The organism is Lachnotalea sp. AF33-28 (assembly GCF_003477885.1).
In the GTDB taxonomy this organism is placed as follows: Bacteria; Bacillota; Clostridia; order Lachnospirales; family Lachnospiraceae; genus AF33-28.
In genome coordinates, this window is the sequence record NZ_QUEE01000002.1 from 164701 (window position 1) to 181277 (window position 16577).

Consider the following 16577-nt stretch of genomic DNA (forward strand, 5'->3'; position numbering starts at 1 on the left):
TATGAGCAGCAGACGAGTGATGGCAGTCTTTCGCAAACAGCTGAAGGATACGCTGAAGAATAAAGAAGTACTGATACAGTTTCTGATGTTTCCGGTGCTGTCCGTCATCATGAGCAATGCGATGACGGTGCCGGATATGCCGGCAAATTTCTTTGTCCACATGTTCGCCACGATGTACGTGGGCATGGCGCCGCTAACCTGCATGTCGGCAGTGATTGCCGAGGAAAAGGAAAAGAATACGCTGCGCGTGCTGATGATGTCTAATGTACGCGGAACCGAGTATCTGCTGGGGCTGGGCGCATATGTGCTGGCTGTCTGTATGGCCGGCAGTTTCATCTTCGGGCTTCAGGGGGGATACCGCGGGCTGGAACTGGCCGGATTTATGGGCATTATGTTCTGCGGCATTCTGACCTCCACAGTCATAGGAGGCGTGATTGGAATCGGCAGCCGGAATCAGATGGCGGCCACATCTGTAACGGTACCGGTTATGATGATCTTTTCTTTCCTGCCGATGATCGCCATGTTTAACCGGCCGGTGGCTCTGGTATCCAGATGGATTTATACACAGCAGATAAACGATCTGATCAGTAAGAGCGCCGCAGGCTGGCAGAGCTTTGCAGTCATTGCGGTAAACGCACTTGCGGGGATCACGGCATTCGCTGTGATCTATAAAAAGAGAGGGCTGCTGTTTTAAATACGTTGTCTCATTTCTTCGCATATGCTATGATGGAGACAAAATAAGAGGTCTGAAACATTGGAAGAAATGAGGAAGATATGAGAGCGGAGAAAACCAGAACATTTACCGGCCGCTGGATCACCGGAGATGAATTTTGTTCTCTGGAACCGATCCACGTATTTCACAGACAGCTGGATAAGACGCCTCTGCGTCCGACTGCCTATGTGAATAAACACATACTGTTTCGCAGGAAATTCCGGCTTTATGAGCTGCAGCGCTCATGGCTGTATATTTCAGCCGACGACTACTATAAGCTGTACATAAACGGGAAGTTTGTGACCCAGGGACCGGCGCCGTCTTACTGGATGCACTACAATTATAATAAGGTGGATGTGACGGATTATCTCATACCCGGCGAGAACACGATAGCGGTCCATACCTATTATCAGGGGCTGATCAACCGCGTGTGGACCAGCGGGGATGACAGGCACGGCCTGATTCTGGATTTGGAATGCGGCAAAGAGGTGGCGCTTTCTTCCGATGAATCCTTTCGGTGTGCCATACACTCGTCCTACAGCGCGATGGGCAGATTCGGATACGATACGCAGTTTGCGGAACGGTATGATGCGGGCGCACGGGAAGTCGGCTTTGAACAGCCCGATTTTGACGACAGCTATTGGGAGAATGCGAAATACAGGGAATTTGCGGACTATACGCTGTACGAACAGAATACATCCATGCTTGTGTTTGAAGAGATACGCCCTGTTCTGACAGAACGTACGGCACAGGGGTATTTCATCGATTTCGGGAGCAACTATGTGGGATACCCGGTGTTTACCGCCAGGGGAGAAAAGAAAACTGCGGTGACCGTACACTGCGGCCAGGAGCTGACACAGGAGAAGGAAGTGCGTTGGCATCTTAGGGCGAACTGCAATTGCGAGGAAGAGATGGTGCTGTCCGGCGGCTGGGATACCGTGCGCTTCTACGATTATAAATCGTTCCGCTATATGGAACTGATTCTGCCGGATGGATGCGAGCTGGACGAGAGCTCAGTCTTTCTTCATGCCCGCCATTATCCGTTTGAACTGAAGGTCTCGCCCAATACGGATGATCCGGAGCTGCTGCGGATTTGGGATCTTTGTGTGCATACGCTCAAATATGGCGCGCAGGAAGTGATTCAGGACTGTATGGAGCGGGAAAAGGGCTTTTATCTCGGGGACGGGTGTTATACGGTGCTGGCCCACAGCATACTGACCGGTGATGATTCACTGATGCGCAAACTGATCGACGATGCGCTGCGCTCCGCCTTTATCACGGACGGCCTCGTGACATGCCTGGACTGTTCGTTCATGCAGGAAATTGCGGAATACTCCCTCATGCTTGTGCCGCTGGTGCTGGTATATGACCGGTTATACGGCGAAGAGGGATTTCTGGAAGAACGGTATGAGGGCCTTATGCGCCTTCTGGAATCTTACCGCCTGCAGTATGAAAACAGTGACGGGCTGTTATCTGATCTGGACAAATGGTGTGTGGTGGAATGGCCGCAGCCGTATCGGGACGGCTATGATGTGGATATTACGGAAGGGCAGATCTGCAGAACACCCCATAACGTGATCAATGCCTGGTATATTGCGGCGGTAAAAGCCTTTAACCGGATATCGGAAAAACTGGGATACGGAATTTACCGGGATACGCAGCTCATGACCCAAAACTATGTGCGTGCGTTCTACGATGATAAAAAGAAACTGTTCCGGGACAGCACACAGACGGACCACATCAGCTTTCCGTCCAATGCCGTAGCATATGCGTTTGATCTGTGCCCGGATGAGGAATGCAGGCAGAACATACTGAAGATGTCGGATGAGAAGGCGGTGACCTCCTCCATGTTCTTCATCACGTTTCCTCTGCTGTTTGGGCTTAAGCGCCATGGGGAGCTGGAGAGGGTGAAACGGATCCTGCTGCATCCCAAAGCGTGGAAACGGATGCTTTGCGAGGATGCGACCACCACCTTTGAAGGTTGGGGAAAGGATACGAAATGGAACACATCGCTGTTTCATCTCACGCTAAGCTATGCATCGCTGTTTTTATGCGATGAATTTTGGAACCGGATCGGTGTATAAATGCAGATGAAGAAGGGGTGGCCGCCATGCGGTCACCCCTTCTTCATCTGTATATACTATAGCATATTTTCCTGTTTTTTTCAAGTCTTGTATCGGGGGAAACGTAGGGGTATAATGGGGCTCTGCCTCGCAGAAGATCATCGTGCTGCAGGGCAAATGCACATTCACGGGGAGGCGTTCTATGGAACAGGAAATGTTTGCGGTGTTAAACAGGCAGAGACAGGAAAATGAGCAGAGAGAGCTTCTGGCATGCAATGACAGCACGGTGCAGTTTGGGCTGACACTGACCGCAGAGGATGCGGCAGAGCTGACAGCAGCGAGGAATGAGACTTTAAAAAAGTATGAGCGTGTGGAATTCGGAAGGGGGATGCTGGACCGGCTGGTCCTGACTTTTTGTGATTCAGAGTATATCAGCCAGGATGAGTATCCGGACACACTGGCCGCCTTGCAGGAAATCTTTTATAAGTTTAAGAATGAGTCCAACGACATGCTGACCGATACCGAGCTGCTGAATTTCATGAAAGAACAGTTTGAGGAGGTATGCAGAGGGGATCTGGACTATCTGGCGGATACCTGTCTGGAGCGTTTTACACGGGCTGTCCGCGCCGGATACAGAGGGTATGAGAGCTCGGACGGTCTGGGAGATTACGAACAGTTTTCGGAAGAACAGAGATGGGATAAGGAATTGTATCTGCAGGTTCTGCACGATTTATGCTGGAGCTGAATGGGGCAACCAGTGTGTCAGCGGGAGGGAGAAGCATATGGACTATACGATGGAAGATCTGCTGCCGATCGTAAAGGAATTGGCGGAGAAATATACAGGACGTGAGAGCAGTTCGGTTACCTATGATACGGCGCGCATGCTGATGGATGCAGTCATATACTGTGTGCAGGAAAATGCGGATCAGGCGGATGGGGCCGCAGGGGTCCCGGCAGCGCGGTCTGAAATCCCGGCCCGAAAGGCTTACGAAACAGGCTGTGCGCTTGTATTGGAGAAGGCCCATCAGGCCAAAGCTGTCTATGAAGAGATACTGGAAGACTATTATGATTATGGCTGCCGCAATTACCGGGATACGGTAGGAAAAGGGATGATGCAGTTCTTCCTACGCTATGATCCCCGATTCTGTCCGCAGGATCATCTGCTGACGCTGGACTATCCGGCCGCAGGCGCGCTGGGAGATGCGCGCGGCGTTGATCTGATCCTTAAGTATCTCCGGGCGATCCGCCTTGAGCAGAAATTTCTGGACGCATTTGAAAGGCCGGCGGTGGAATCACTGCTTGAGAGACTGACACCGGATTATCAGAACAATTATATGGATAATATTGCGCAGGCGGTTCTCTTAGCAGCGATTGGCTGCGGCATCGCACATAAACCTGTGGGGCTGCTTAAGCTGGATCGGGAGGATTATGACAGGATCGGTTACTGTCTGGAAGGAAAAAGCGGTGTAGAAACGGAAGCGTGCATCCGCACCGTCATGAATCATTTGCTGGAGACATTCTGCCCGAAAGAGGATACAATGAAGATATATTTCAGCGTATGCTGCCCTGGCTTTTCGATTCGGATACAGCACGGCCTGCGCCATCATGCGCTGGATAAAGTGTTAGGAGGGCGGTAAACTTCCTGCATGGTAAGAGACGGCGCGTCTTCTTGACAGAATAAGCCGGTCAAGAAGACGCGCCGTCTGAATTTTTGTAAATTAATTAGATAAATATAAAAATAGTATTGAAAAAATATTTTCATAGGTGTATAATGCTTATATCTAATTAGATAACTATGATATTAAAAGGAGCATTCTTATGGAAAATAAGCAAAAGAAGTTTATACAGTACCTTGATAAATCCATGGAATCCTGTGTTAAGCAGGAGCAGCAGCTGATTGCGGACAGCCGCAAGGATGAAGCGAACATGATGAAAGTAAAGGCGAATATTTACGATATCTTTAAAAGCATGTTTCAGTTGTCTGTCAAAAATAAGCCCAGGGATCCGGCAGGGATCAGCGAAGCGTTTTTAAAAAAGCTGGACTCGATCCCACAGAACTGGATGAAATCCTATGATCTGGCCAGGCGCAATCAGGATGCTGTGAAAATCCTGGTGGAGGAGACCAAGCTGGACACGGTGAAGGAAATCCGAAACGTATTTATGAAAATCTGGGAGGAACAGATATGACGGAAACTGATGCGATCAAATTATTTAAGTGCCTGGCGGATAAGTCCAGGATGCAGATCCTGAAATCTCTGATTATAGAGGATATGTATGTGGAGCGGCTGGCGGAAAGGCTGGGCCTGACACCGGCGACGATATCCTTTCACCTGAAAAAACTGGAAGATGCGGGGGCCGTAAAGTCTTATAAAGATCAGTATTATACAATGTATTCCCTGTGCCGTGAGGTATTCATGACGAATATCATAGATATCATCAGCGAGGAGTCCGCTTATGCCAGAGAACAGTCGGACCGCGAGGAAGCCTACCGCAGAAAGGTTATAAGCGCCTTTATGGAATACGGAAGGATAAAATCCATCCCCGCCCAGCGGAAAAAAGAGCATATCCTGCTGGAGGAGATCGCCAAAGCCTTTGAATACGGCAGAGAGTACACGGAGCGGGAAGTAAATCTCATTATCGCTGATTTTTATGCTGATTTCTGCACGCTCCGGCGGGATATGATCGGCGACGGTCTGCTGACAAGAAAGGACGGGGTGTACCGGAAAGTGAATCAGGAGAGCCTGTGAGGCCGGTCTGGCGGCGGGAAGAACCGCAGGATATTTACTCCTGCGGTATCTCCACGTCGATGAAACGGTCCCTGAAGTAATATTTCCGGTCGTGTTCCCCAATTTCCCGGAGTATGCGGCAGGGGTTTCCCACAGCCACCACGCCTGCAGGAATGTCCTTAGTGACAATGCTCCCGGCTCCGATAACGGTATCGTTACCGATGGAGATACCGGGCAGGATGACAGCGCCCGCCCCGATCCAGACATTGCTGCCGATATGAACATCGATATTGTACTGCAGGCCCTGCCTGCGCAGATGCGGCTCCACCGGATGGCCGGCAGTAGAGATGGTCACATTGGGGCCGATCATCACATAGTCGCCTACATAGATATGACCGTCATCCACAAGGGTGAGGTTATAATTCGCATACACGTTTCGGCCGAAATGCACGTGTTTTCCGCCGAAATTGGCATGCAGAGGCGGTTCAATATAGCAGTTTGCGCCTATTGCAGCAAACATGTCCTTTAACATATCCTGACGTTTTTTCTGCTCGGACGGTCTTGTGGCATTAAAGTCATAGAGTTTCTCCATGCAGACAAACTGTTCTTTCAGTATCCCTTCATCGCCCGGCTGGTAGATCCGGCCCTCGGCCATTCTTATTTTCGCTTCTTCAGAGTTCATCGTTAAAACCTCCTGTTGTATGTACTGGCATCCCTATTATACATCAGTACATATATAAATGGAAGCTGTCTGAACTGTTTACAGTTACCGCTTTACAGTTACCGTAAAATTCCCGCGTATGAGAGGGCAGGGTATGGTCCTCATTGGGACGCGCTCTCGCTCCGTGAAGCGCGCAACGGCACTAATGCTGTAAAATACACAGCATAAGTACCGGCGGGCTTCAAGGATCCCCATGAGGAATATACCCTGCCCTGTCTTGCGCTGCTTTATCGGTTGCCATGAACAGCAACGTAAGGTTTACTCCAATTGCCGGCTGTATTATAATAAGAAAGTAAGGCGTATTTCGAACCAGCAGGTATCAGAAAAATCCTGCGATATACGGAGGTGCATTATATATGAACGTTATAGAAAAGCCGGTATCCATCAACGCGATCAAAAAATTAAACTACACCGGCAGTTACTGCGGCATGCGTTACATGCTGGAGAAAAAAGATGGCCGGATGGCCGCCCATACATATCCGGAACCGTTTAATTATGAAAAAACCCCGGAAGAGAAGATCGTCACAAGAGAATTCCCCTTTTCCGAAGAGGGATATGCCCAGGCAATAGAATGGCTGAACGAGCAATATGCACAGAGGAAAGAACTGTGGGATTCCGTGAAAGGAAAGCTGCTGCCCTGAACATTGCAGACGGACATAACCGCAGCCGTTCCCTTGCCAAATACCTTCATCAGATTTATAATAAGGTATGAATCCACCGGTTCTGGGAAGAGTGCGTTCACGAAGCGTATAGCCGGTGTCCGGTCTCACACTGATAATCCCGGGAACACACGGCTGCCGGTGGATTTTGTTTTTCGAAAGAGAATCCCGCACACGAGATTCACTTCAAACCGTTTGTGGACTTTTTAGTCTCTGCGGCGTTTGATCAATAAAAACCACACAAATTAGTGTTGAATTATGTGAGATTGTTGCGAAAAGTGTGTGGATTGGATTGACTTTTTTATGGTTTTGTACTATCCTATAAGTATCTGAATACATATGGCGGCACTGTGCGCTGGTTTTAAATTTATGGCACGGTGAGTCCAGGATCGGTAATGGGTGAGAACATGGAAAAATCAAAGAGAATGGAAATACTTGACAGGCGCCCTGTCAATCAGGACGGCTATATTGACGAATGGCCGGAGATGGGCTTTATCGCGATGAAAAGTCCCTATGACCCGGCGCCATCCCTGCTTGTGGAAAACGGCAGAGTGACGGAATTAGATGGTAAGAAGAGGGAAGAGTTTGACTTTTTGGATCAGTTTATCGCGGACTATGCCATTGATCTGGCTCAGGCCGATACATCTATGGCGATGGATTCCGTGGAGATAGCCAGGATGGTGGTGGATATCCATGTCTCCAGGCAGGAGGTATTAAAGGTGATATCCGGCATCACTCCGGCGAAGATGGCGGAAGTCATCAACTGCCTGAATGTGGTGGAAATGATGATGGGCATGCAGAAGATGCGCGCCAGAAAGGTGCCCGGCAATCAGGCGCATATCACAAATCTGAAGGACGATCCGGTGCAGATCGCTGCGGATGCGGCGGAAGGCGCGCTGCGCGGCTTTGCGGAGGAAGAGACGACCACGGGTATCGCGAGATATGCGCCGTTTAACGCCATCGCTTTACTGATCGGTTCCCAGGTGGGACGTAAGGGCGTGCTGACACAGTGTGCGGTGGAAGAGGCTACGGAGCTGGAGCTGGGAATCCGCGGACTCACTACCTACGCGGAGACCCTTTCCGTATACGGTACGGAAAAAGTATTTATCGACGGAGACGACACCCCCTATTCCAAGGCGTTTCTCAATTCCGCCTACGCTTCCAGGGGGCTGAAAGTGCGTTTTACTTCCGGCGCAGGTTCTGAGGTGCTGATGGGCAGCAGTGAGAAGAAATCTATGCTCTATTTGGAGTGCCGCTGCCTCTATGTAACCAAAGGAGCCGGTTCCCAAGGTATCCAGAACGGGTCTGTAAGCTGTATCGGCGTGGCAGCATCCGTGCCGGCCGGCCTTAGGGAAGTGCTGGGAGAAAATCTGGTGGCTGCTTTGCTTGGCCTGGAATGCGCATCCTCCAACGATCAGAGTTTTTCACATTCCGATATGAGAAGAACGGCCAGAACCATGCTGCAGTTCTTCCCGGGGACGGATTTCATATTTTCCGGGTATGCGGCAGAACCCAATTATGACAACCTGTTCGCGGGCTCCAACTTTGATGCGGAAGATTTCGACGATTATAACGTCCTGCAGAGGGATATGCAGGTGGACGGCGGCTTAAAACCGGTGAAGGAAGAGGATGTGATCCGTGTGCGCCGGGAGGCCGGCAGGGCGGTGCAGGCGGTTTTCCGTCAGCTGGGACTTACAGAGGTGACGGACGAGCAGGTGGAGGCTGTAACCTATGCCCACGGAAGCAAAGACACTCTCTCCAGGGATGTGGCTGCGGATCTGATTGCAGCGGAAGAGCTGATGAAGCGCGGGATCACAGGTGTGGACGTGGTGAAAGCGCTTTTAGACAGCGGTTTTACCGAACTGGCTGAAAGCATTCTCAACATGCTGAAACAGCGCGTGGTAGGAGATTATATGCAGACGGCGGCGATTCTGGATTCCCATTTCCGCGTGATGAGCGGCGTCAATACACCCAATGATTATATGGGCCCCGGAACAGGGTACCGGGTGGAAGGCAGCCGATGGGAAGAGATTAAAAATATTCCTCACCGGATCAATCCCGATGAGCTGTAGTATACGAGGGAGGCTCCTATGAATATAAATGAAGAACTGGTCCGCCGTATTACGGAGGCGGTCGTTAAACAGATACAGAGTCCTAAGGAAGGGCAATCCGGCCGGCCCGCCGTTACAGGCGGCGAGCGGATCAATGCGGAGAAAACATCCTATGCTTCCTACCCCCGGGCGAAAAAGGGGACGGACCCGAAGGAAGTTGTGATCGGCGTTGGACCCGCGTTTCAAAAAGAGATCACTAAAACCATCTGCGGCATCCGCCTGGAAGAGGTGCTGGATAATCTGAAGGCAGGGATTGAGGAAGAGGGCATGGTGCCCAGAGTGGTGAAGGTGCTAAAGACCTCGGATGTCTGCTTCATGGCGCTGGAAGCGGCCAAGCTCTCAGGATCGGGCATCGGCATCGGAATCCAGTCCAAGGGTACTACGGTGATCCATCAGAAGGATCTCTATCCGCTGTCCAATCTGGAGCTGTTTCCCCAGGCCCCTCTGATGACGCTTGAGGTGTACCGCAAGATCGGCCAGAACGCGGCGAAATATGTGAAGGGCGAGCCGGTAACCCCCATCGCCAGCACCAATGACCCCATGGTCAGGGCCAAGTATCAGGTGAAGGCGGCGCTGCTTCATATCATTGAGACAGAACAGGTGGACGAGCAGACCGGAATCATTGAATGGGAGGGAAAATAAGATGCGTTATCCCTTAGGAGAATACGAAGCGGAGCAGATCACATCCAGAACCGGGAAGAAACTGTCCGATATCACGTTGGACGCGGTGAAAAGAGGAGAGATCAGGGCCGATGATATTAAGATATCCAAGGACGTGCTGAAGAAGCAGGGAGAGGTATCCTTAGCTTCCGGCAATGAGCCCATGGCTAAAAATTTTGAACGGGCCGCTGAACTGGTGGACGTGCCGGATGAGGTCATCCTGTCCATGTATAATAAACTGCGCCCTCACCGTTCCACTAAACTGGAGCTGGTGATGATGGCGGATGAACTGCTGTCGAAGTATAACGCGAAAAACTGTGCGAAACTGGTTATGGAAGCCGCAGAGATCTATGAGAAAAGAGGAATCCTTCGTTGCGATTGATTGCAGGCGTTGATATAGGCAATTCTACAACTGAAGTTTGTGTGGGCGAAGCGGCCGGAGACGGCAGGATACGTTTCCTTTCGGAAGCCTCTCGCAGGACCACCGGCACCAAAGGTACGGAGGCGAATGTACACGGCATAAAGGCGGCTTTGGACGATGCCATGAGCCGCGCCGGCTATCCGGTGTCGGATCTGGAGCTGATTCGGATCAATGAAGCTGCGCCGGTGATCGGGGATACGGCGATGGAGACCATCACTCAGACTGTCATAACCGAATCGTCCATGATCGGCCATAACCCCTCTACCCCCGCGGGAGCGGGTCAGGCGGTGGGGTATCTGATCAGCCTGGAGCATCTTATGCAGGGGCAACAGGGTACCCCCTATATTGTGACGGCCTCTGCAAAGCACGGTTATGAAGAGGTGGCGGGAGAAATCAACCGTTTACAGGGCGTTCTTCAGATTGAGGGGATGATCCTGCAGGCCGATGAAGCGGTACTGGTGGAAAACCGTTTGAACAAAAAGATCCCCATACTGGATGAGGTGCGGGAGATCGGTATGGTCCCGGAAGGAAAGCTGGCGGCCATCGAGGTGGCGCTGCCGGGACAGCCGGTGCGCATGCTATCCAATCCCTACGGAATCGCAACCCTTCTGGAGCTTACGCCGGAAGAGACCCAGACCGTCATCCCTATCGCGAAAAGCCTGATTGGCAAGCAGAGCGCGGTGGTAATAAAGACGCCTCACGGAAATGTACAGGAAAATAAACTGCCTGCAGGCAAACTGTTTATCAAATCCGACCGCCGCCATGTAATTGATATCGATGAGGGCGCGGATCGGATCATGGAGCTGTTAAAGACGGCGGGCGCGGTAACGGATATAGACGGTGAGCCGGATACCAATGTGGGCAATATGCTAAGCGGCATTAAGAAAGGCATGGCAAAAGTCAGCCATGAACCGGAGAAAGAGATCCGCATAACAGATATTCTGGCAGTGGATACGCTGGCGCCGGTGGAAGTGGGCGGCGCTCTGGCGGGGGAAACCTGTATGGAAAAGGCCGTGGGCATTGCCGCAATGGTTAAGACACAGAAGCTGCCGATGCAGCAGATCGCTTCGCGCCTGTCACAGGAGCTGGGCGTGGCAGTCAAGGTGGCCGGTGTGGAGGCCGTGATGGCATCGCTGGGCGCGCTGACTACGCCGGGAACAAAGCTGCCGCTGGCGATTCTGGATATGGGCGGCGGCTCCACGGATGCCGCGCTGATTGATGAAAACGGCAGTATCCGCATGACCCATCAGGCGGGCGCCGGCGAGCTGGTGACCATGCTGATCGGCACGGAGCTGGGGCTTTCGGAGCGGGCGGTGGCGGAGCAGATCAAACGCTACCCGCTGGCTAAGGTGGAGAGCCTCTATCATATCCGTATGGAAAACGGCCTGATGAGGTTTTTTGAGGAAGCGGTCGATCCCCGGTATTTCGGCCATGTGGTGCTGCTGGCCGGAGATGAGATGATCCGCATCGACGAAGGCATTCCCATGGAAAAGATAGCGGCGGTGCGGCGTGAGGCCAAGCGCAAGGTTTTTATGCCCAATGCTATGCGCGCGCTGTCCAAAGTCGCCCCCGGCGGCGAGCTTCGCAGGATACCGAACGTAGTGCTGGTAGGCGGCTGTGCCGAGGATTTCGAGATACCGGAGATGCTGATGGAAAGCCTGGCCGATTATCAGATCGTGTGCGGCCGGGGCAATATCAGAAAGACCCAGGGCCCGAGAAATGCGGTGGCCACAGGACTGGTCCTGTCCCATCTGGGAGGTAATTAGATGACGGCGAAAGAACCCAGGATACTGATCTATGCATGGAGTCCGGATGCGGAAGCCTTAAAACAGGTCTGTGCGGGGATCGAGGAAGAGGGCGTGCCTGTGCAAGTGCTGCTGCAGTCGCAGGATACACTGGATAATCTGGCTTATGAGGCGGCACAGGAATCCGTGCTGGGCTCCGGCATCGGCATGATACAAAAGGACATTGCCCTGCAGCTTGCCGGCTGTCCTAAAGGAAAAAACGTTTTTACATATACAGACGCTGCTGAATTCGAGTGCAGAAACATCGGCGCCAACAGCGCACGGGCTGTGAAAAGACTGCCCTTTCGAATATAAACGGCACAGCAGGAGGTCATTATAAATGGGAATCTATACAAAAACAGGCGATCAGGGAACAACGACGCTGGTCAATGCCAATCATATATCGAAGTCCGATGACCGGATAGAGTTGCTGGGAACCATCGATGAACTCACCAGCCATCTGGGGATCGTGAAAGCTGCGAGCGATGACGCCGGGCTCAAAGAGTTTCTGGAACGGATTCAGCAGAACCTCATGACTGTGATGGCCAGGGAGGCTGATTTCTCCAACCGCAGTTACCGGCTGGGACCGGATGAAGTAAAAGTCCTGGAAGAAGAAATTGACCGGCTGGAGAACTCCTTTTTAAGAGAGCATCAGTTCATACTGCCGGGAGGGTGTCAAAGATCTGCCCAGATCGATGTAGCCCGCACGGTTGCGAGGAGAGCGGAACGCAGGCTGGCCCCTGTGGACAGAAAATACGGCAGTGACCCGGTGATCCGGCAGTATATGAACCGGCTGTCCGATTATCTGTATGTGCTGGCCCGTTATACCGACGCCCTGGCAAAGGAAGCGCCCGCGGCAAAAAATGCTGCGGTGTTATCATCCAAAGGAGCGCCTCTGACCATGAACCTGGATGTTGCGAAACGGTTGATCGAAGCGGTGGAGAAACATGCTCTGGAGAAAGGAATGCGGGCGGTTGTGGCGGTCTGCAATGACCAGGGCAACCCGGTGGCGGTCCACGTGATGGATGATGCCTTTCTGGTCAGCTATGATGTAGCGGTGAAAAAAGCCTATACGGCGGTAGCGGTCAAGATGCCCACCATCGAGCTGAAGGAACTGGTAATGCCCGGACAGACTTTTTACGGACTGGAAAATCTGGATAACGGAAAACTGTCCGTGCTGGGAGGCGGTGTTCCGCTGTATTCTAACGGACATATCATCGGCGGCCTGGGGGTCAGCGGCGGGACCGGAGAAGAGGACAATGAGCTGGCGGTATATGGGCAGAGATGCCTGTAAATAATTAAATAGAGCGTACAGTGTGGAGCAGTTTTGGGCTTGATAGCCTGAAGCTGCTCTTTTTTTCTTCTTTTATGTTAAATATTTGACTGTATATAAAAACTGCTTATTAGCTGATCAGTTATTCGTATTTCACAAAAAAGCTCCCGGATGCTAACATTGTTTATAGAAAGTGATCAATAAACAGATGAAATGAAGGAGGCGGTTATGGTGAAATATGATTACAGCGCGATCCCCTATTTTGACAACCATACCCATGAATTGGATTATGACAGAACCGGTTACACGCCGGAGGAATTAAGTATTTCGTTTCTGCACGGATTCAGGGATATGCCGGCAGCTGCCGGAAACGGTGAGGACTGGATCTCGGCAGGACAGGCACAGGATCTGCGTAATCTCGGTGTGGTAAAGACCATGGTATGCATGATGGCGAAACGGTTTGGATGTGCTCCGAATCTGGATGCGGTTACGGAATACCGAAACAGCCTGACTCTGTCCGGGCAGGAAGAATATGCCAAAGTACTCTACCGGGAGGCCGGCATCATCGGCTGCATGATTGACAGCGGCTTCCCCATGGGGGATTTAAGAACCAGATTTCCGTGCAGAACCTTCCGGCTTTTCCGCATGGATCCGGTGCTGACAGAGCTTAAACGGCAATGCCAGTCATATGCAGAATTAAAAAAGACATTCCTGGACAGAGTCTGTGAAGCGGTGGGGGAAGGCTACGCGGGAATCAAATGTCATATCGGAGAAATACATACGCTTCAGGTGCGTTACGTGACGGAGTATGAAGCGGAAAAGGCGTACGCTTCCGCAATTCTGGGAGACCCCAAGGCCAGTGAACTGGTATACTTCGCGATATTCTGCGAAATGATGAAGCTATGCGGTGAGAAGGATATCCCGATCCATATCCATACAGGATGCACGGGCGGCAGCGGCAACGGCCGGATCGGGGAGCTGAATCCGCTTCTGATGGCGGAATTTCTAAACGACAGGGAATTTCAGAAAACAAAAATCGTATTTCTGCACGGAAGCTATCCGGATATCCGAAACGCGGCACTGATGACCCATATGTTTCCAAATATCTGGATGGATCTGTCCTGGGTATCCCCATGGACCTCCATGGATTATGAGAACATTCTGCAGGCGGTTCTGGGAGTTGCTGTTCATTCCAGGGTGCTTTTGGGAACCGGACAGCACGGCATACCGGAGATGTCCTGGATGGCGGCGCATCTGGCGAGAAGGAGCCTGGAACATATTATGGAGGGACTTTCGGCACAGGGGATCATATCCGAGGAACAGGCCTATGAAACGGCAGAGCAGCTGCTCGTTGGCAATGCGCGCAGGCTGTATCATTTCCCGGAGGAAGAGGAACGATGAAACAGGGTGTGAAGAAAAACAAGTATCTTTCCTATTTAAAAAGCTGGCAGCTGTATCTGTTGCTGCTTCCGACCCTCCTCTACTTTATCATCTTCCGTTATGTGCCGATTTTTGGCATTCAGATCGCGTTTAAGGACTATATGCCCGCTTTGGGCATCGTGGAAAGCCCATGGGCTGCTCCTGTTTTCAAGCATTTTACCCGTTTTTTCCAGGGATATTATGCGAAGCGTCTGATCGTCAATACGCTGGTTTTGAGCTTCGGGCAGCTGATACTGGGATTTCCGCTTCCGGTGATTCTGGCGCTGCTTTTAAATGAAGCGCGCAGCCAAAGATTTAAAAAGCTGGCACAGACCGTCACCTATGCGCCGCATTTTATCTCCACGGTTGTTCTTGTGGGACTTTTGTCGACGCTGCTCAATACGGGAAACGGCCTGATCAACCATCTGCTTTTGTCAGCCGGCCTGATAGAAGAACCTATAGAATTTCTGACGGAAGCGGGGTGGTTCAAACCGCTCTACATCATCTCCGGGATATGGCAGGAGATGGGATGGGGGGCCGTGGTTTATATGGCAGCGCTGGCCGGCGTGGATCAGCAGCTGTATGAAGCGGCCAAGGTGGACGGAGCCGGACGTATGAAGCGGATCCTGTATATTACGATACCGGCAATTCTTCCGGCTATGATTACCATGTTGATATTAAACTGCGGAAAAGTTATGAACATCGGATATGAAAAGGTGTATCTGATGCAGAATGATCTGAATATCGCCTCTTCCGACGTGATTTCCACCTATGTATATAAGGTGGGCATACTCAATAACCAGTACAGCTTTTCAACGGCGGTGAACCTGTTTAACTCCGTAATCAACACAGCGCTGATTATCATCGTCAATAAATTCAGCAAAAAAGTGAGCGATACGAGTTTATGGTAACGATCAGGAGGAAAGGGTGGAGAAAAATGAAGCATAAAAATAACAGGGAGGACAGGAGCGTAACCGGAAACAGCGACCGCGTGTTTGACGGCGTGGTGTATGCTCTGCTGGCGGTGATATTGGTGCTGATCGCTTATCCGCTGCTGTATGTGGTGAGCTGTTCCTTAAGCGATCCCGCCCGCATACTGACAAACGACATCATACTGTTTCCCAAAGGATTCAATGTGGAGTCCTATGTATCGGTCATCAAGGAAAACCGTCTGACAGGGGGCTATGTTAATACGATTGTCTATACGGTGGTGGGCACGGCGATCAATATATCCCTGACCGCTACGGGCGCTTATGCCCTGTCCTGCAGAAAACTGAAGGGCAGAGGGGTGTTTACAAAATTTATACTGTTCACCATGCTTTTCAGCGGGGGGCTGATTCCCACCTATCTGGTGGTGAGCGATCTCCATCTGCTTAACTCGATGTGGAGCATAGTGCTGCCAAATGCGGTCGGGGTGACCAATTTTATCATTATGAAAAACTCGTTTGAAAACAGCATACCGGATGAGCTGAAGGAAGCGGCCAGTGTGGAAGGATGTTCCGATATCGGAATCTTTTTGAAAATAGTGCTGCCGCTCTCCAAGCCGATCCTGGCGGTTATGGTGATCTTTTACAGCGTGGGCCACTGGAATGAATATTTCAATGCGCTGCTGTATATAACGGAAAAATCGGCCCAGCCCCTGCAGGTGGTTTTAAGGGATATACTGATCTCCAATGAGCTGACGGAAATGATGGGCAATGTGAATCAGCTCAACAGTGAGTCGAGATTAGCGATTGCGGAGGGAATGAAATATTCCACAATTGTGATTTCCAGCCTTCCGATGATCCTGCTGTACCCGTTTTTTCAGAAGTATTTTGTCAAAGGCGTGATGGTCGGAGCTGTGAAAGGATAACTGTTGCAGTAACAGGAAGCACACTGATGTGTGCGCAGGTCATCAGCCTTCGGCTGGTGACAGGATAATAGGAAGCACACTGATGTGTGCGTAGGTCATCAGCCTTTGGCTGGTGACAGGATAATAGGAAGCACACTGATGTGTGCGTAGGTCATCAGCCTTTGGCTGGTGACAGG

Annotated in this window: 17 protein-coding genes; 16 read left to right on the plus strand and 1 reads right to left on the minus strand. The window is 51.3% G+C overall.

Annotated features, from left to right (window positions below; all coding sequences use genetic code 11):
* Nucleotide 1 precedes the first annotated feature (1 nt).
* The 6 genes from DWZ56_RS03250 (at nt 2) to DWZ56_RS03275 (ending at nt 5522) form a co-directional block, all read left to right on the plus strand.
* Nucleotides 2-694: an ABC transporter permease gene (locus tag DWZ56_RS03250; protein ID WP_118554959.1), complete on the plus strand. Its 693-nt coding sequence runs from the start codon at nt 2-4 to the stop codon at nt 692-694.
* An 80-nt stretch (nt 695-774) separates the two neighbouring features.
* Nucleotides 775-2796 (plus strand): family 78 glycoside hydrolase catalytic domain, encoded by a 2022-nt coding sequence (locus DWZ56_RS03255; RefSeq protein WP_118554960.1) that lies wholly within the window; start codon nt 775-777, stop codon nt 2794-2796.
* A 181-nt stretch (nt 2797-2977) separates the two neighbouring features.
* Nucleotides 2978-3520 (plus strand): DUF6323 family protein, encoded by a 543-nt coding sequence (locus DWZ56_RS03260; RefSeq protein WP_118554961.1) that lies wholly within the window; start codon nt 2978-2980, stop codon nt 3518-3520.
* Between the two features lie 37 nt (nt 3521-3557).
* Nucleotides 3558-4412 carry a DUF6179 domain-containing protein gene (locus DWZ56_RS03265; protein WP_118554962.1) on the plus strand — a complete coding sequence of 285 codons (855 nt, stop codon included), beginning with the start codon at nt 3558-3560 and terminating at the stop codon, nt 4410-4412.
* Nucleotides 4413-4593: 181 nt separating this feature from the next.
* On the plus strand, nt 4594-4962 hold the full coding sequence (locus tag DWZ56_RS03270) for a hypothetical protein (RefSeq protein WP_118554963.1): 369 nt from the start codon (nt 4594-4596) through the stop codon (nt 4960-4962).
* On the plus strand, nt 4959-5522 hold the full coding sequence (locus DWZ56_RS03275) for a DUF2087 domain-containing protein (RefSeq protein ID WP_118554964.1): 564 nt from the start codon (nt 4959-4961) through the stop codon (nt 5520-5522). Before DWZ56_RS03270 ends, DWZ56_RS03275 begins: the two co-directional genes overlap by 4 nt.
* Before the next feature lie 34 nt (nt 5523-5556).
* Here the strand turns inward: DWZ56_RS03275 and DWZ56_RS23580 are convergent, their stop codons facing one another.
* Nucleotides 5557-6183 carry a sugar O-acetyltransferase gene (locus DWZ56_RS23580; RefSeq protein ID WP_118554965.1) on the minus strand — a complete coding sequence of 209 codons (627 nt, stop codon included), beginning with the start codon at nt 6181-6183 and terminating at the stop codon, nt 5557-5559.
* A 395-nt stretch (nt 6184-6578) separates the two neighbouring features.
* Here DWZ56_RS23580 and DWZ56_RS03285 point away from each other — a divergent pair, with 395 nt between their 5' ends.
* From DWZ56_RS03285 to DWZ56_RS03330, 10 genes are all read left to right on the plus strand, one after another.
* Nucleotides 6579-6863: a hypothetical protein gene (locus DWZ56_RS03285; RefSeq protein WP_118554966.1), complete on the plus strand. Its 285-nt coding sequence runs from the start codon at nt 6579-6581 to the stop codon at nt 6861-6863.
* 425 nt (nt 6864-7288) lie between these two features.
* Nucleotides 7289-8953 (plus strand): propanediol/glycerol family dehydratase large subunit, encoded by a 1665-nt coding sequence (locus DWZ56_RS03290; protein WP_118555215.1) that lies wholly within the window; start codon nt 7289-7291, stop codon nt 8951-8953.
* Nucleotides 8954-8971: 18 nt separating this feature from the next.
* Nucleotides 8972-9634, plus strand: a complete 663-nt coding sequence (locus DWZ56_RS03295) for a propanediol/glycerol family dehydratase medium subunit (protein WP_118554967.1) — start codon at nt 8972-8974, stop codon at nt 9632-9634.
* A gap of 1 nt (nt 9635) precedes the next feature.
* On the plus strand, nt 9636-10034 hold the full coding sequence (locus DWZ56_RS03300) for a diol dehydratase small subunit (protein ID WP_118554968.1): 399 nt from the start codon (nt 9636-9638) through the stop codon (nt 10032-10034).
* Nucleotides 10025-11839, plus strand: coding sequence for a diol dehydratase reactivase subunit alpha (locus DWZ56_RS03305; protein WP_118554969.1), 1815 nt, complete (start codon nt 10025-10027; stop codon nt 11837-11839). The genes DWZ56_RS03300 and DWZ56_RS03305 overlap by 10 nt, the downstream gene beginning before the upstream one ends.
* Nucleotides 11840-12172 carry a glycerol dehydratase reactivase beta/small subunit family protein gene (locus DWZ56_RS03310; RefSeq protein ID WP_118554970.1) on the plus strand — a complete coding sequence of 111 codons (333 nt, stop codon included), beginning with the start codon at nt 11840-11842 and terminating at the stop codon, nt 12170-12172. It begins immediately after the preceding gene.
* Between the two features lie 25 nt (nt 12173-12197).
* Nucleotides 12198-13151, plus strand: a complete 954-nt coding sequence (locus DWZ56_RS03315; protein WP_118554971.1) for a cob(I)yrinic acid a,c-diamide adenosyltransferase — start codon at nt 12198-12200, stop codon at nt 13149-13151.
* A gap of 207 nt (nt 13152-13358) precedes the next feature.
* Nucleotides 13359-14531, plus strand: coding sequence for an amidohydrolase family protein (locus DWZ56_RS03320; RefSeq protein WP_158584423.1), 1173 nt, complete (start codon nt 13359-13361; stop codon nt 14529-14531).
* The gene (locus DWZ56_RS03325) at nt 14528-15460 is read left to right on the plus strand and encodes an ABC transporter permease (protein ID WP_118554973.1); all 933 of its coding nucleotides are present in this window, start codon (nt 14528-14530) and stop codon (nt 15458-15460) included. Before DWZ56_RS03320 ends, DWZ56_RS03325 begins: the two co-directional genes overlap by 4 nt.
* Before the next feature lie 26 nt (nt 15461-15486).
* Nucleotides 15487-16401: a carbohydrate ABC transporter permease gene (locus tag DWZ56_RS03330; protein WP_118554974.1), complete on the plus strand. Its 915-nt coding sequence runs from the start codon at nt 15487-15489 to the stop codon at nt 16399-16401.
* Nucleotides 16402-16577: the final 176 nt, after the last annotated feature.

Excerpts from the sequence above, each read along its gene's own strand:
- DWZ56_RS03250 (WP_118554959.1), top strand. The coding sequence starts at position 2 with ATGAGCAGCAGACGAGTGATGGCAGTCTTTCGCAAACAGCTGAAGGAT.
- DWZ56_RS03255 (WP_118554960.1), top strand. The coding sequence starts at position 775 with ATGAGAGCGGAGAAAACCAGAACATTTACCGGCCGCTGGATCACCGGA.
- DWZ56_RS03260 (WP_118554961.1), top strand. The coding sequence starts at position 2,978 with ATGGAACAGGAAATGTTTGCGGTGTTAAACAGGCAGAGACAGGAAAAT.
- DWZ56_RS03265 (WP_118554962.1), top strand. The coding sequence starts at position 3,558 with ATGGACTATACGATGGAAGATCTGCTGCCGATCGTAAAGGAATTGGCG.
- DWZ56_RS03270 (WP_118554963.1), top strand. The coding sequence starts at position 4,594 with ATGGAAAATAAGCAAAAGAAGTTTATACAGTACCTTGATAAATCCATG.
- DWZ56_RS03275 (WP_118554964.1), top strand. The coding sequence starts at position 4,959 with ATGACGGAAACTGATGCGATCAAATTATTTAAGTGCCTGGCGGATAAG.
- DWZ56_RS23580 (WP_118554965.1), bottom strand. The coding sequence starts at position 6,183 with ATGAACTCTGAAGAAGCGAAAATAAGAATGGCCGAGGGCCGGATCTAC.
- DWZ56_RS03285 (WP_118554966.1), top strand. The coding sequence starts at position 6,579 with ATGAACGTTATAGAAAAGCCGGTATCCATCAACGCGATCAAAAAATTA.
- DWZ56_RS03290 (WP_118555215.1), top strand. The coding sequence starts at position 7,289 with ATGGAAAAATCAAAGAGAATGGAAATACTTGACAGGCGCCCTGTCAAT.
- DWZ56_RS03295 (WP_118554967.1), top strand. The coding sequence starts at position 8,972 with ATGAATATAAATGAAGAACTGGTCCGCCGTATTACGGAGGCGGTCGTT.
- DWZ56_RS03300 (WP_118554968.1), top strand. The coding sequence starts at position 9,636 with ATGCGTTATCCCTTAGGAGAATACGAAGCGGAGCAGATCACATCCAGA.
- DWZ56_RS03310 (WP_118554970.1), top strand. The coding sequence starts at position 11,840 with ATGACGGCGAAAGAACCCAGGATACTGATCTATGCATGGAGTCCGGAT.
- DWZ56_RS03315 (WP_118554971.1), top strand. The coding sequence starts at position 12,198 with ATGGGAATCTATACAAAAACAGGCGATCAGGGAACAACGACGCTGGTC.
- DWZ56_RS03320 (WP_158584423.1), top strand. The coding sequence starts at position 13,359 with ATGGTGAAATATGATTACAGCGCGATCCCCTATTTTGACAACCATACC.
- DWZ56_RS03325 (WP_118554973.1), top strand. The coding sequence starts at position 14,528 with ATGAAACAGGGTGTGAAGAAAAACAAGTATCTTTCCTATTTAAAAAGC.
- DWZ56_RS03330 (WP_118554974.1), top strand. The coding sequence starts at position 15,487 with ATGAAGCATAAAAATAACAGGGAGGACAGGAGCGTAACCGGAAACAGC.